Annotated in this window: 13 protein-coding genes; 4 read left to right on the top strand and 9 right to left on the bottom strand. The window is 57.3% G+C overall.

Features of this window, described 5'->3' with window-relative positions:
• The first annotated feature begins 12 nt into the window (after positions 1 to 12).
• The gene (locus tag HY010_02265; protein ID MBI3474530.1) at positions 13 to 414 is read left to right on the top strand and encodes a nuclear transport factor 2 family protein; all 402 of its coding nucleotides are present in this window, start codon (positions 13 to 15) and stop codon (positions 412 to 414) included.
• Between the two features lie 404 nt (positions 415 to 818).
• The gene (tnpA, locus tag HY010_02260) at positions 819 to 1,265 is read left to right on the top strand and encodes an IS200/IS605 family transposase (protein ID MBI3474529.1); all 447 of its coding nucleotides are present in this window, start codon (positions 819 to 821) and stop codon (positions 1,263 to 1,265) included.
• A 183-nt stretch (positions 1,266 to 1,448) separates the two neighbouring features.
• Here tnpA and HY010_02255 read toward each other — a convergent pair whose 3' ends face one another.
• Positions 1,449 to 3,506, bottom strand: coding sequence for a CocE/NonD family hydrolase (locus HY010_02255; GenBank protein MBI3474528.1), 2,058 nt, complete (start codon positions 3,504 to 3,506; stop codon positions 1,449 to 1,451).
• Between the two features lie 307 nt (positions 3,507 to 3,813).
• Here HY010_02255 and HY010_02250 point away from each other — a divergent pair, with 307 nt between their 5' ends.
• Positions 3,814 to 4,068: a ferredoxin family protein gene (locus tag HY010_02250; GenBank protein ID MBI3474527.1), complete on the top strand. Its 255-nt coding sequence runs from the start codon at positions 3,814 to 3,816 to the stop codon at positions 4,066 to 4,068.
• Between the two features lie 69 nt (positions 4,069 to 4,137).
• Here the strand turns inward: HY010_02250 and HY010_02245 are convergent, their stop codons facing one another.
• Both HY010_02245 and HY010_02240 read right to left on the bottom strand, forming a co-directional pair.
• Entirely contained in the window at positions 4,138 to 4,614 is a 477-nt protein-coding gene (locus HY010_02245) for a hypothetical protein (GenBank protein ID MBI3474526.1), read from the bottom strand.
• A gap of 8 nt (positions 4,615 to 4,622) precedes the next feature.
• On the bottom strand, positions 4,623 to 5,888 hold the full coding sequence (locus tag HY010_02240; GenBank protein ID MBI3474525.1) for a hypothetical protein: 1,266 nt from the start codon (positions 5,886 to 5,888) through the stop codon (positions 4,623 to 4,625).
• Positions 5,889 to 5,955: 67 nt separating this feature from the next.
• Between HY010_02240 and HY010_02235 the strand changes: the two genes are divergently transcribed.
• On the top strand, positions 5,956 to 6,159 hold the full coding sequence (locus HY010_02235; GenBank protein MBI3474524.1) for a hypothetical protein: 204 nt from the start codon (positions 5,956 to 5,958) through the stop codon (positions 6,157 to 6,159).
• Here HY010_02235 and HY010_02230 read toward each other — a convergent pair.
• The 6 genes from HY010_02230 to HY010_02205 all read right to left on the bottom strand — a co-directional run bounded on the left by HY010_02230 (position 6,144) and on the right by HY010_02205 (position 12,785).
• Positions 6,144 to 6,626, bottom strand: a complete 483-nt coding sequence (locus HY010_02230) for a hypothetical protein (GenBank protein MBI3474523.1) — start codon at positions 6,624 to 6,626, stop codon at positions 6,144 to 6,146. The two genes, HY010_02235 and HY010_02230, sit on opposite strands and share 16 nt — an antisense overlap.
• Before the next feature lie 623 nt (positions 6,627 to 7,249).
• Positions 7,250 to 7,798: an archaemetzincin family Zn-dependent metalloprotease gene (locus HY010_02225; GenBank protein MBI3474522.1), complete on the bottom strand. Its 549-nt coding sequence runs from the start codon at positions 7,796 to 7,798 to the stop codon at positions 7,250 to 7,252.
• A complete protein-coding gene (locus HY010_02220) occupies positions 7,795 to 9,162 on the bottom strand; it encodes a sigma-54-dependent Fis family transcriptional regulator (GenBank protein ID MBI3474521.1) in 1,368 nt (455 codons plus the stop codon). The genes HY010_02225 and HY010_02220 overlap by 4 nt, the downstream gene beginning before the upstream one ends.
• Positions 9,159 to 10,838, bottom strand: a complete 1,680-nt coding sequence (locus HY010_02215; protein ID MBI3474520.1) for a HAMP domain-containing protein — start codon at positions 10,836 to 10,838, stop codon at positions 9,159 to 9,161. The genes HY010_02220 and HY010_02215 overlap by 4 nt, the downstream gene beginning before the upstream one ends.
• Positions 10,825 to 12,000, bottom strand: a complete 1,176-nt coding sequence (gene hybB / locus HY010_02210) for a Ni/Fe-hydrogenase cytochrome b subunit (GenBank protein ID MBI3474519.1) — start codon at positions 11,998 to 12,000, stop codon at positions 10,825 to 10,827. Before hybB ends, HY010_02215 begins: the two co-directional genes overlap by 14 nt.
• A complete protein-coding gene (locus tag HY010_02205; protein MBI3474518.1) occupies positions 11,997 to 12,785 on the bottom strand; it encodes a 4Fe-4S dicluster domain-containing protein in 789 nt (262 codons plus the stop codon). Before HY010_02205 ends, hybB begins: the two co-directional genes overlap by 4 nt.
• Positions 12,786 to 13,084 lie beyond the last annotated feature (299 nt).

Raw genomic sequence — 13,084 nt, 5'->3', positions numbered from 1 at the left:
AAGTTATACAAGATGCCCAAGCCAGCCCAAGTCCAGAATTTTGCCGAACGCTATACCGCGGCGTGGTGTAGCCAAAATGCGGCGAGCGTAGCTGCCTGTTATGCGCCGGATGGATCGCTCAGCGTCAACGGTGGACCTCCTGCGGTGGGGCGGAATGCGATCACAGCAACGGCCCAGGGATTCATGACGGCGTTCCCCGATCTGAAAGTTTCGATGGATAGTCTGGAGCAGGACGGGCTGCGTGCCGTCTATCGCTGGACGCTGGACGGAACCAACGCCGGCACCGGGAAGAGAGTCCACATCAGTGGTTTCGAGGAATGGCAGATCGGCCACGACGGCCTGATTGCGGTGTCGCACGGCCATTTCGATAGCGCGGAGTATCAACGTCAACTTGAGCACGGCGCGCACCTATAACAGACCCATCCTTTGTCGGATTCTAGAACCGCGACTCTGCACAACCCACTCCCTGAGTTTCTTTCGCCCCTTCGGGGCTCGGTCGTCTTTCCGGATGGTACCCAGGGCTTGCGCCCCCTCGGCAAGCTCGGGGCAGGCTCTGGGCTGCATTCTTGCGCCGCTTTCGCGGCTGGAAATCGTCACAGAGACGCCGTGATCCAGGTCACCGCGACCGGGCAGTGCTCGGTGCAAAATGCAACAGGCTAATCGGTAGAGATTGTTAGGAAGTGGAGTTGGGCTTGGCGAAAGCGATGATGTAAGCGCAGCTATTCAGCAGCCCCGAAGGGGCAACAGGATGCAGCCCGGGGCGTAAGCCCCGGGTCTAAGGGTGGAAGAGGGCCGAGCCCTAAAAGGGCGAAAGAATCATGGCGCAAACCTGCGGCAATGTCGTGGTGCACCTGATCTTCAGTACCAAACAACGCAAACCTCTGATCACGAGTGAATTGCAGCCCGATCTGTTTGCTTACCTTGGTGGAATCGTGCGCGAACTTCGGTCTACGGCTCTTATCATCAATGGCACATGCGATCACGTTCATTTGCTGGTTCGCATCCGTCCCGCCCAGGCGGTTGCCGATCTGGCGCGCGTGATCAAAGCGAATTCATCCAAATGGGTCCGCCAAAAGGGCCACGGAGAATTCGCATGGCAAGCGGGATACGGGGTCTTCAGTGTGAGTGAGTCCAATATTCCGGCGGTTACGCGATACATCGCAACGCAGGAGGAACACCACACGAAGCGAACCTTTCAGACGGAATTTGTGGCGTTCTTGAAGAAGAACAATGTCGCCTACGACGAGCGTTACATCTGGGATTAGTTTCTTTCGCCCCTTCGGGGCTCGCTCGTCTTTCCGGATAGTACCCAGGGCTTGCGCCCTGGGCTGCATTCTTGCGCCGCTTCGCGGCTGGAGCCAAGTCGTCCTTGCGGCTGGAGCCAGGGGCGAGCGCGCCCTTTTGCGGTTGGGCGGGTTTCCTCGTCCCTCTCTGTTTGGGAACGGGGACTACTGGTGGTCCCTCGGAATTGTTTCTTCCCAGGTTTTCTGCTTGATTGTTTGTCCGTCTTTGAGCAACTCGCGGGTGTATTTGTAGTAGAAATTCTTCGCGTCGCTGCTGAAGTTCAGTCGTCCTCGCCATAACAAAACGCGATCTTTCAGATTGAGCGTCGTATCCGCCTCGCCTAGGATCGAACTGGTCTCGGGATGATTGTCATCCGCCCAGTACGTTAATTTCTCAAGATCAGTTTCTTTCCCCCACGGATATTCTTCCGAAGATTTTCCGCTCCAAATCACTTTGGTCTTGCCGTTCACCTGATCGCGCTCTGTCGACCACTCGCCGGGAAATGGGAAGCCAATCGAGACGATGTCTTTCCGTTCTTCCAATGGCTCGGGCGGAGCGAACCGGGGGACGGAGTATTGTGATGGCGGCACCAGCGGCAGGACGACTCGCGATCCCTGTTCGGCGCCGAGTTGAAGCGTGGTGGTCATGTTGTACGGAGTTGGCCAGATCATCGGCCAAAGCGCGTTTGAAACTGCCAGGCGAATTCTGTGTCCCTTGGGAAAGATCCAGGTCGTGAGGTGCATCTCGAGATCAAGCGGATAGACTTTCCCCGGCTCCAGATCCTTGGGGTCAGCCATGGATTCCCGCTGCGCACCATTCAATCCCGCGCCTGTCACAAGCGTTACTGACCCATCCGGCGCGATATCAGAAAGCCGAACGAACCAGTCTGCAAGCGGCGCTGACGCACTCGCCTGCAGCAAAGCATGAGGGCGCCCCAATACAGCGAGGTCTTCCTTGAGTGGGACCGAATCGTAGGTCAGGCTGAAGGCGTCCACCGGGCGCTGATCCGTGAGTAGCTCTCCCCACCAGAATCCCGCCTCGACTCCCACCGACGGGATGTATCGCAGTTGATGCGTCGCCGGCTTGGCAACTTCCGTTGAGAGGATATGCGCGTCCTGCAAATAGAGGGTCGTGTTGGCCGCATCGCGCGGAGGCCACAACGGTTCCGCCCGCCAGAATCCAGGCACCTTTTCCAGTTTCGCGTCCGGCGGGTGCCATTGCCGCATGTAAATCGAGATCGGGAGTTCGTCCATGATTCCCGTATTGCGATTCTTCAACCAGTAGTCCCACCACCGTACTGCCTGATCGCGCCACTCAATTTGTGGGCCGGGTGCCGCGTCGTGCGGAAATGTATGGTTCCACGGACCGACGATCGCCTTCACAGGAGCCTTTACCTGTTCCAGCATGCGTGGAATCGAATCACGATAGCCGTCGAGCAAACCGCCGATCAGGAAACAGGGAATCTTGATGTCTTTGAGGGGACGCACGGGACTTCGCCAGAACTGGCTGTCGCGTTGATGCTTCAAGTAAAGGAGCGACCAGGGCGCAGCATCGAACCGTGGACCAAGTACTTTTTCGTCGAGCGTGTAGTCGGGCGCGCCGGTCATCCCCGGCGCCATATCCATGTTGAGTTCAAATTCGTCGATGTGCATCAAGCCGTCGATGTAGTGAATATCGTCTTTGAACAACTCCTCTGTCGCATCAACGGCGATGATTGCTTTCAATGCCGGCGGACGCCGCATGGCCATCTGAATCGCGTTGAATCCTCCCCAGGAAATGCCGAACATGCCGACGTTGCCGTTCGACCAAGGCTGGCTGGCCAGCCAGGCGATTACCTGTTCGCCATCCAGTTGCTCACGTTCCGAATACTCGCGATCGGTGGGCACGCCTTCACTGGCGCCGAATCCGCGGATGTCCACGCGCACGGAAACATATCCGCGACGCGCGAAGTAGGAATGGATCGGATAGTCTCGCGATGCAGTCGAATCGTCTTTGCGGTAGGGAAGATATTCCAGCAGGGCAGGGAACTTGTCGTTGGGCTTCGCGCCATCCGGCATGTATAAGGTGATCGCGAGGCGAATGCCGTCGGCCATGGGAATCCATTGCTGCTCCATGCGGACGCCATAGCGTGTAGCTGGAGCCGCCAGGCACGGCGTTGCGAGGCCATAGACAACTCCGATCAAAATCAGAAGAGATATGTGCAGGAAACGGGGTCTGTTCATGGAGGCGAAAATCATACCAGCAGACGTTGACGCATTGCACGAATGGGAAGGACTGTCGGGGAGCGTACTACGCGTGCCCGGCCCGCCGCTGAGAGGCGGCTTTGTGGGGTCGTGGAGTAAGGCCGGGCACCAGCCTGAATTTCCTTGCGACCCTTGTACCAATCACGCATTCAAGGCCGCAGTGACGCCGGTCACAAGCCCGTGTGCCTGATGCGCACAATCTTTTGTGATGGAAGTCACTGCCCCCTGCGTCATCCGAAGGGTAAGTTGAAGCAGAACCTGGTGATAGAGGGTTCAGGAGAGGGTCATGGCCTACGTAATTACCGATAACTGTATTAAGGATCTGCTCTGTGTCGACGTTTGCCCCACCGATTGCATTCATCCCAAGGGAGACGAGGAAAAGTTTGCCGCCGCTACCCAGCTCTACGTCGATCCCGTAGGCTGCATCGATTGTGGCGCATGCATTCCGGTGTGCGGTTCCGACGCCATTTTTACCGCGGATGAACTGCCCGAAGACAAGAAAGAATATCTGGAAATCAACGCCGCCTACTACGCGAACTAGGCCGGATCGTGGAGTGTCGGCGCGAATTCCGGACGGAAGGCGCCGCACTCCCCCCTCGGGAGCGACGAACTACTCCAGAGAGTAGGTTGCTTCCCCGGGCAAGTGCCCATCGACTTTGACAACCTTGACGCCTGCTTTGACGTCGTCGATGGGCATCAAAGCAATCGCGCCGGCAAAAGACCGCACTGCTTCCAGTTGCATTCCATTGGAAGGAAGGGTTGCCGGTTCCGATTGGGCTTCGCCCCGGAACACCTGTTCGGTCCAGTGTTTCTTGTACTCCGCGTCCGACATGCCGAGCAGTTTTAGAAGCGCAATGTGCTCAGGCGTCCCGATCGCTCTCACAAAGAGTTTCACGGGTTGACCACCCGGCCATGAGCGTTTCTCTCCGGCAAATAGTTTGCGCAATTCGGCTGTCGTCAGAGTAGATACTCCGTTGTTCGCATTGACGACCACCGCGATCTTTCTCTCCTGCGCGAAGCCCCGCAGCGCGCAAGAAAGAACGAGCAGCAGGACGAAGACATTCCTTTGCAATCTCCTTGATGTCATTTCAGTCCTTAGAAAGTAAATGCCAACTGTAGTTGCAGTCCGTTCAAGTCGGGCTCACCTTTGCGAAATGTGTGATCCAGCTGGGCTTTGAGGGCCACGCTGTCGTTGAAGTCGTAACGCGCGCCAAACGATGGTCCATGGCGAAGGCCTACGTCTTCAAAGAGACTGTCTGGGTTTGCGTTGATGTACTGGTAGCGGAAAAATGGCCGATACCGCGCAAAGCTTTTCGATATCTGTGCGTAAAACGATGAAGTGTTGTAGACCGGGCCGTGCTCCTCATAGGCGTGATGGATGAGAAATCCTTCGCTGAGGAATTCAACGCCGCGCGCAACATAAACGGCGTGGACGTTGGTGATGGTTTGTCCAAGCCGGACCGAAGGCCCGCGATTGAAGTCGCTGATCTTGTCGTGATACACCGAAGCGCCAATCTGCAATCCGGGAATCGCATCGGGACGGACAAAGAATCCAACGTTGAAGTGGTTGCCGTTGTTCTCGTCCACCTCCCCGTCGTTGATGTCGACTTCCGGGCGGATCGTGTCGCTGGACCCATATTCAAAGGTGTAATTCAGGCCAAGCTTTCCTGATGGGATCAATCCGGTCATGGATACGCCCACGGCCTGGGTCGGCAATAGGCCGCCATCGTTGGCAAATTCCATGATCAGCGGCCGGTCTGCTGTCGTCTGCAACCATTTCCCGCTGTGGAAGGCCGTGTTGTAGTAACCGATGCCGGTGTGGTATCGCCCGAATGACATTTTCAGGTGATCGTTGTAGTCATACTTCAGTAACACTCGTTCCAGGTCGACATCGAAGCTTTGGGCATCGCCTTGTCCGAAAACAAGTTCGGCAAGCACGCTCGTTTTGTCGGTGATCTTCGATGTGAGGAACAGATCGAAATCGCCAGTATAGAAATTAGCGGCAGAACCGGGCACAAAACCGAAAGTCCCGAGTTCCGGCTGTCGCTGATCCAGAGCCTTGTAGTTGACTTCGCCGAAGCCGCGCCATTGGATGCCGTGCACTTCGTGGAGATCGAATGCAGCGGGTTGCTGCATTTCACTCGGTTCCTGCGCAGGTTGCACCATGGCCGACTTGGCTTCAGCCGGCGGCGCAGGTTGGCTACCCTGCTTTGCTTCCAGGGCGCTCACCTTTTCCTGAAGTTCTTTGACTTGCTGGACCAGTAGATGGATGGTTTCCTGGTCAGAAGAACTTACATTCTGGCCGAAACAGATTCCCGCAAAGAGTACAACAAAGGCCACGATATTCCGGGCTCGGTGCATGTGGAAGTCTTCCCCCTGCCGTCACGTTGGTAGATTGTGGATTTCATTTCCTTATCGGCGAATCTTAATGGACGGAGTCGAGAATCGCATCATTACGGATGTAACGACGGCCCTGTGCGACACACTCATCCTGCGCTCATTCTGGCGGGGACACGCATGCCGTTCGGTGACCCGACGCCATGGCGGCAGCGTAGAGAAGGACTGGCGCGAATGGAAAGTTCAGATCCAGGTGCTGGACTCTCAGCCGTTGACTTCCTATCGGAACGCATAGTCCCGCGAATATCCCACCAAATTTTCGAGGGATGTCACCTTGAGAGCTTGCGATTGAGCGTCAGTCTCTCCGATGAGTGCATCCAGGATGCACTCCATCGTTTCGGGCGACCCGGTCCAAACCGGGGAGAGCCATTCTCGCTCTACGGCCAATTCTCCTAACACTCGTCCCGCTGAAAAGCTGGCGTAGCGAGACCGTGCAACATTCATGTCCGCCGGCAGGGGCGCGGTTCCTCCGGCCATGAGCTGCAGGTTGGCGCAATTGAGCCAGTGGGTAAGCATGATCTTCAAGTGAACCTTGCCGCACACAGCGCGGATGCGACCCTCTCGCGCCAGTACCGGATTCCAAGACAGTACCTTCACTCGGTCGAGCCAGCAATTCTCCATCACTAGAAACCATCCGGCATGCCGCTTCGTTTCGATACCGCATACGCCGCACGACATACCAGTCGCTTGATCGCGATCCATAGGCTTTCCTTTCCAGATCATCAGGTTCTGTTGGTCAGGCTAACGCCGTCACCCAGGTTGGGCGCGGGTCGCGGTTCAGTGGCACCGTCATCATTCCCAGAGCGACGTCGAAGCGAAGCGTGAAGTGGCCGGAACACGCCTGGCATAGCCAGAAATGTTCCCGCCTGGGCGCCCTCTTTCGGAGACCGTCAGACAATGCGTCGGGAACGCTGTGAGGAGCTTCCGCGATAAAGAGTTTGCCTTCACGCAAGGAACGGAAGGGTACGATGCAGGCTGGGTTGGCGCACTTGCGCAGCATGGATACATCCCATCTACTCTTTCAAAACATCGGCCAGAGAGTGTCCTTGGCAGTGCACGCAACAGGCCGAATGTCCCACCTTATTGATGCCGAGTCAGCTGCTTGACTCCATGGATGTTACCGGGTCGGGTCGGATGGGAGACTCACGGCCGCACGACTTCGCCGACGGAGGTTAGTCGCTGCCGCCGAACTTTCGTCATCACGAAATCCTTGGGCGTCAGAAATCATGTTGCAGAGACGCGGCTCACTTCGTTCCTTGCCTCAAACGGAGACGAGGCAAGCCTCGTCACTGCAGTTGGATTTGTAGTGGCGGAATGCAACAATGCTACGAATGTTGGGGTGCCCCGGTTACTTCCATCGCCTGTTGCCGGCAGTCGCGACAGAGCGTCGCTTCCTTTAAGTCGATCCATTCCACGGCATGAGAAGGCGCCATGGCACAGGAATAGTCTTCGCAGTGTGTCAGGTCCAGAGTATGGCCAACTTCATGCACCGCTTCCTTGACGAGGCGGTCGACCAGCACCTTGGGATCCGCCGGCAAGCCATAAAACTCCTGCATGAGACGATGAAACGAAACCACTGCGCAGGGTCCGCCCATCTGAGCTTCGCCAAATACAAACGTCAGAATTGGAATGTACAGGTCGACGCCGGTGACACCCAGCACGCGCCATGCGCCGCGGTTGGCATGCTCCTGCATGGCCTGCAAAATTTCCGAGGAGTGATATTGCTGCCGCTCGCGATGAAATGCGAACTGCGGATCCACACGGGTGTCGAGAATCCGACATCCTACATGGAACGCATCGGCGAGCGCTGGAGCTGCTTCACGCAACAGCCGCTCGTCGAAATTTCCGATCGGCAGCAGGTTCAGCATTTTCATCTTGTTTCGACGGGCTTACTCCAGCCGTATCGCTTTACTTTGTGGTGCAGTGTGACGCGGTCAATCCCCAGCACTTCCGCCGCCCGCGTCTGATTCCATCCGCATTGTTCCAGCACGCGCTGGATGTGCGCCTTCTCTACGTCGTCCAATGACTTTGGACCGCCATTCGGAACCAGATTCACCACGATCTTGAAGGCGAAATCCTGCTCGCGAATTTCCGGCTCCTGCGCCACCACCATCGCCCGCTCGATCGCGTTTTCCAGTTCACGGATGTTGCCGGCCCAGGGCTGTTGCTGCAGCAATGCCATCGCGGCGGGAGACACGCGATTGATCTTCTTGTTCATTTGCTGCGAGAACTTGCGGACAAAGTGGTTTACCAGCAGGGGAATATCGTCGGCACGATCGCGCAGCGGCGGCAACTCGATGCGGAATACGTTCAGCCGGTAAAACAGGTCGGGACGAAACTTTCCTTCTTCAATCAACAACTCCAGGTTCTTGTTGGTTGCCGCCACACACCGGAAATCTACCTTGATGGGCTGCGTACTGCCCACGCGCACGATCTCATGCTCCTGCAGGACCCGCAGTAGATCTGTCTGCGTCTTCAGGCTGATGTCGCCGATTTCGTCGAGGAAAACTGTCCCACCCTCGGCGATTTCAAACTTGCCTTTCTTGCGATATTGCGCTCCGGTGAACGCGCCTTTTTCATGTCCGAAGAGTTCGCTTTCCAGCAAGGTTTCCGTCAACGCTCCGCAATGAATCACCACCAGGGGATGAAAGCGCCGCGGGCTGGCGTGATGAATCGCGCGCGCCACCAATTCTTTTCCCGTACCGCTTTCCCCGGTGACGAGAACCGTGGCGTCGGTTGGCCCTACGGTTTCGATGGCGTGGAAGACATGCTGCATGGGTTCGCTCTCCCCGATGATTTCTTCGGGACGAGCCACTTCTGCCACTGTCTCGCGCAGCCGGACGTTCTCTTCCTCGGTGCGCTTGTGCGCCAGCGCCTTCTTCACCAGGTGCGAGATTTCATCCGGATCGAGCGGCTTAGTGACATAGTCGTACGCGCCGTTTTTCAGCGCCGTAACGGCCGTATCTACCGACGCATAGCCAGTCATCATGATGACGATCATGTCCGGATCGATCTCGTGCATGCGTTTCTGCAACTCGATTCCGTCCGTACCGCGCATCTTGATGTCGACCAGGGCTGCGTCCCACTTGTGTTCCGCGAGTCGCGTGAGAGCGCTGTTCGCCTCTTCGGCAGTCCCAACGTCGTAGCCTTCTTCGTGAAACCACTTGGCGAGCGAATCGCGCACGCTCAACTCGTCGTCCACAATCAGCAGCCTTCCGGTTGTAATCACAGTGGTCACCTCGTTCTCCCCTCCGCGCCCGTCAAAATAGCATCCGTTGCTATGCTTGCTCTCGGTGCCGGCAGTGTGATGGTCACCGTAGTGCCTTTCCCCAATTCCGATTGCACACCAATCTTGCCGCTATGCCGTTCGACGATGCTGCGGCTCACCGCCAACCCCAGTCCTGTACCGTGGCCATGCTCTTTTGTGGTCACAAAGGGGTCGAATATCTTGGGAAGGATATCGGGAGCGATCCCGCCGCCGTCATCGCGTACGGTGATTGCCACCCGGGCGCCGTCGTTCGACAATTTCGTGCCCAGCCATAAATTTCCGCCGCGCGGCATCGCGTCCATCGCATTCACGATCAAGGCCAGCAACACTTGCTCAATCTGGGATGGGTCACACTGCAAGAGGGGAAGTCCGTCGGCCACGCCCAGGTTCAGCTGGATTGAGGCATGCTCCAGGTTGTGCCGCAGAAGCAGAACGCATTGCTGCACAACCTTATTGATGTCCGTGGGCTGCACGTTCATGGGGCCTTGGCGCGAGAAACTCAGCAGGCTCTTCACCAGGTCCCCGCATCGCCGGCTCTCGGACGTAATCAGATCGAGGCACTGGATGGCCTCTTCTTTTCTGGCGGCGCCAGTTTCGTCCTGATCGACCCACTTCTTAAGCAGCTTCGAATAGGTAAGAATCCCCGAGAGGGGATTGTTGATCTCGTGCGCCACCACGGCGGCCATTTTTCCCAACGATGACATGGTCTCGACATGCAGGACTTCGTCATAGGCGCGGCGCAACTCGCGGGTCTTCTGTTCCACGCGATCTTCGAGCGTGCGCGTCCATGAAACCAGTTCTTCATTGGCGCCATGCAACTGCATGCTCATCGTATTGAATGACGATGCCAGGTCGCCGATTTGATCCTGCGATGGCAATTCAATCTGGTATCCCAACTCGCCCTTGCTCAGCCGCTCCGTTCCTTCTTCCAACTGCTTGAGGGGGCGGTCCACCATCTTCCAGATGAAAAGCCAGCTGAGCACCGCGATCGCAATCATCGCGAGCAGATCGTACGCCAGCATCTGCCACGTGCTCTGTGCGAGCTGCTGATCGGCGCGCGCGAGTGACATATGGGTGTCGAGCACTCCCAGAATCTGCTGGCTTTCGGGATGCGCATGGCAGGCAGCGTTCGAACATTCGGCCTGGTTCTCAATCGGCGTAATGATCGCAAGCACCCGCGCCCCACCCCCGTTGCGATACACACGGAAGCGGTCTGGGCGGTTCAGTTTCGAGAGCGGTTGTTGCTGTGCATGACAGCCGTAGCAAGCCTCAGCATTCTTATCCACGCCATGGCTGAGTTCGGTGGGTTCGGTGGAATAGGTGATGCGCCCCTCGCGATCGAAAATCCGCACACGCACCACTCCCGGCTCGTTCGCCATCGTTGCCATGGAGTGGTACAGGCCTTCACGATCGTTGCGCATCATGGAGTACATCGTGCTGCGCTTGATGACGTCGCTGATCCGTTCCGCGCTCTGCAACGCGGCCGCGTCAAGATGTTGGCGGTGAAGCCGGATGGTGAGGTATCCCAGGAGCGCAAAAATGACGATCATCGCTCCCAGTAACAATCCGATCAACTTGGTGCCCAGCCCGTGCCGGAAGTGCTCCCGCACGGCGGTCCACCATCGCGTTAGCTCAGTCTCCGGCATGGACGAACGTCCCAGCACCTGCCACCCGTTCTGGTTCCGGTTGCGCGAGTGCGTGATGCTCTTCAGCGGGGAAGATGGGCAGATACTTCGCGGCCAGCCCAAACAGCGCAAATCCGGCAGCGATGATGGCTCCCGTGATCGCCAGTTCCGGCCACTTCGGGACGTAGTGCATCCCGGCCGATGCCTCCAACCCCGTGATACTCACATTCAGTCGATTCGTGATGAATCCGAGCACGACCAGCACTGCAATCACGTACAGGCCGCCGGCGCTCGAACGTATTTTCTTCTGCGTCAAGAGGATTAGCGGTAACACGGCACTCAAGGAAATCTCCAGCCAGAACAGGTACATCTCATAGCTTGGCTTGAGCGTTTGTGCGAGCATCCCGCGATGAAGCAGGTCCTCGAAGCGCAGGATGGCAATCACGCCCAGCACCACCAGCAGTACGCGTCCGAGTTCCTGGATGATCGGTAATTCCAGCTGACGTCCAAAGTGCTTGGCGCTCATGGACGATTCAAAGATCGTCATCGCCAGCCCGACCGCAATCGCCGACAAGAAAAAGAACACCGGCAGCAGCGGTGTATACCAGAACGGATGCAATTTCCCTGGCATGATCAGGTAGAGCGTCCCTAGCGAAGACTGGTGCAACGTGGAGAGGATGACACCGCCGATCACCAGCGGGATCAGAACCGCGCGAACAATCTTCAACGGTTTCTGTAAATTGAAGTGCTCGAGGACAATCGGAGAAAACTCCAGACTCAGCACAGTCGTGTACAACATCACGCAATACGCAACTTCAAACATCACCGAGTGCGGGTTCCGCATGATCAGGGGATGCCATATGTTGTAGGGCTTTCCGAGATCGAACATCAGGGCAATCGAAACCAGCACGTAGCCCAGGAACGCAGTGAGAATCGTCGGCCGCACGATGGGCTTCAGGCGCTTGATATTGAGAATGTGAACGGCTGCCGTGAGCGTGAACCCGCCCGCGGCCAGCATCACGCCGCAGAGTACATCGAAACCGACCCAGATGCCCCAGGGGAACTGGTCGCTCAAATTGGTCGCTGCGCCCAGGCCTTTGGCGAAACGGACGTAGGTCGCGCAGACACCCGCCGCCATTAGAAACAGGAAGACGATTTTCCAGAATGTGATCTTCATCTTCATTTCGGTCCCCTGTCATCGCTACGCGGATAAAAGACATTTTGTTTTGCGGGTTCTTCTGCCGCTGCAACTTCCTCCCGGCGGTGCGTGATCCACCACACGCCTCCCAGCACCATCCCGCCCAGCGGGATGAAATCGGGAATTCGTGACAGCACTCGATACGTAAATAAGGGGAGGGGATCGCGCGTCAGGTCGGGGCGGTATCCAAACTCATCGAATCCCACGCTCGAAAGCAACAGGACAGAGGTTCCGCCCACTTCATTCAATCCATAGATGTGGTTGACGTAGTTGGTGGGATTGTCGTGCAGCCGCTTTTGCGCTTCCGTGATCAGTTCGTCGCGATCGCCAAACTTCGTGGCTCCCGTGGGGCAGATCCCTGCACAGGCCGTTGGCTCGCCCGCCAGCACACGGTCGGAGCACATATCGCACTTGCGCACGCGCGGCGCCAGTTTGCTCCACTCATATTTCGGCACGTTGAAGGGGCAAGCGACCATGCAGTAACGGCATCCCATGCACCGTCCCGCGTCGTAGGTAACGGGGCCTTCCGCGGTCTTCTTCAGAGCGGCTACCGGGCACACCGATGCGCAAGCGGGATCCCCGCAGTTCATGCAAAGCCGACGCATGTACTTCTCGTTCTTGTTTAGAACGACTGTGAACTTGTGTTCGGATTGCCGATCTTCCGCAGCGACGGGGTCGCTGTAACCAAGATGGTTTTTCTCGGCACATGCCGCCTCGCACTGCTTGCAGTTGATGCAGAGCGTTGCGTCATAAAGGATAGCCTTGCTCATGGCAAATTCTCCCAGCCACTTCGGGACAGGGAGTCCGCGCCCGCGGATGATATGTAGGCGTTGGGGATGGCTGTAGCGAAGTGACAGCCGCGAGCCGGAAGGGGGTAAGTCCAGCCCGCGGCCAGTAAAAAGCCCGGGCCTTGGCTTCCCCACAAGGCCTGGGCAGACCGTTCTCTATCTAGCGGAAGGGTGATTCGCCGGCTCTCCAGAATCTCAGAGCCGCCGTTCTTTAGGATGAGTTCGTTTCCACCGCATGACGGCATAACGAATCACCTCCCGCAGTCTCCCCGCTACCACTT

The sequence above is a fragment of the Acidobacteriota bacterium genome (assembly GCA_016196065.1).
Lineage (GTDB): Bacteria > Acidobacteriota > Terriglobia > Terriglobales > Acidobacteriaceae > Acidiflorens.
This window is presented reverse-complemented; position numbering and strand designations above follow the sequence as displayed.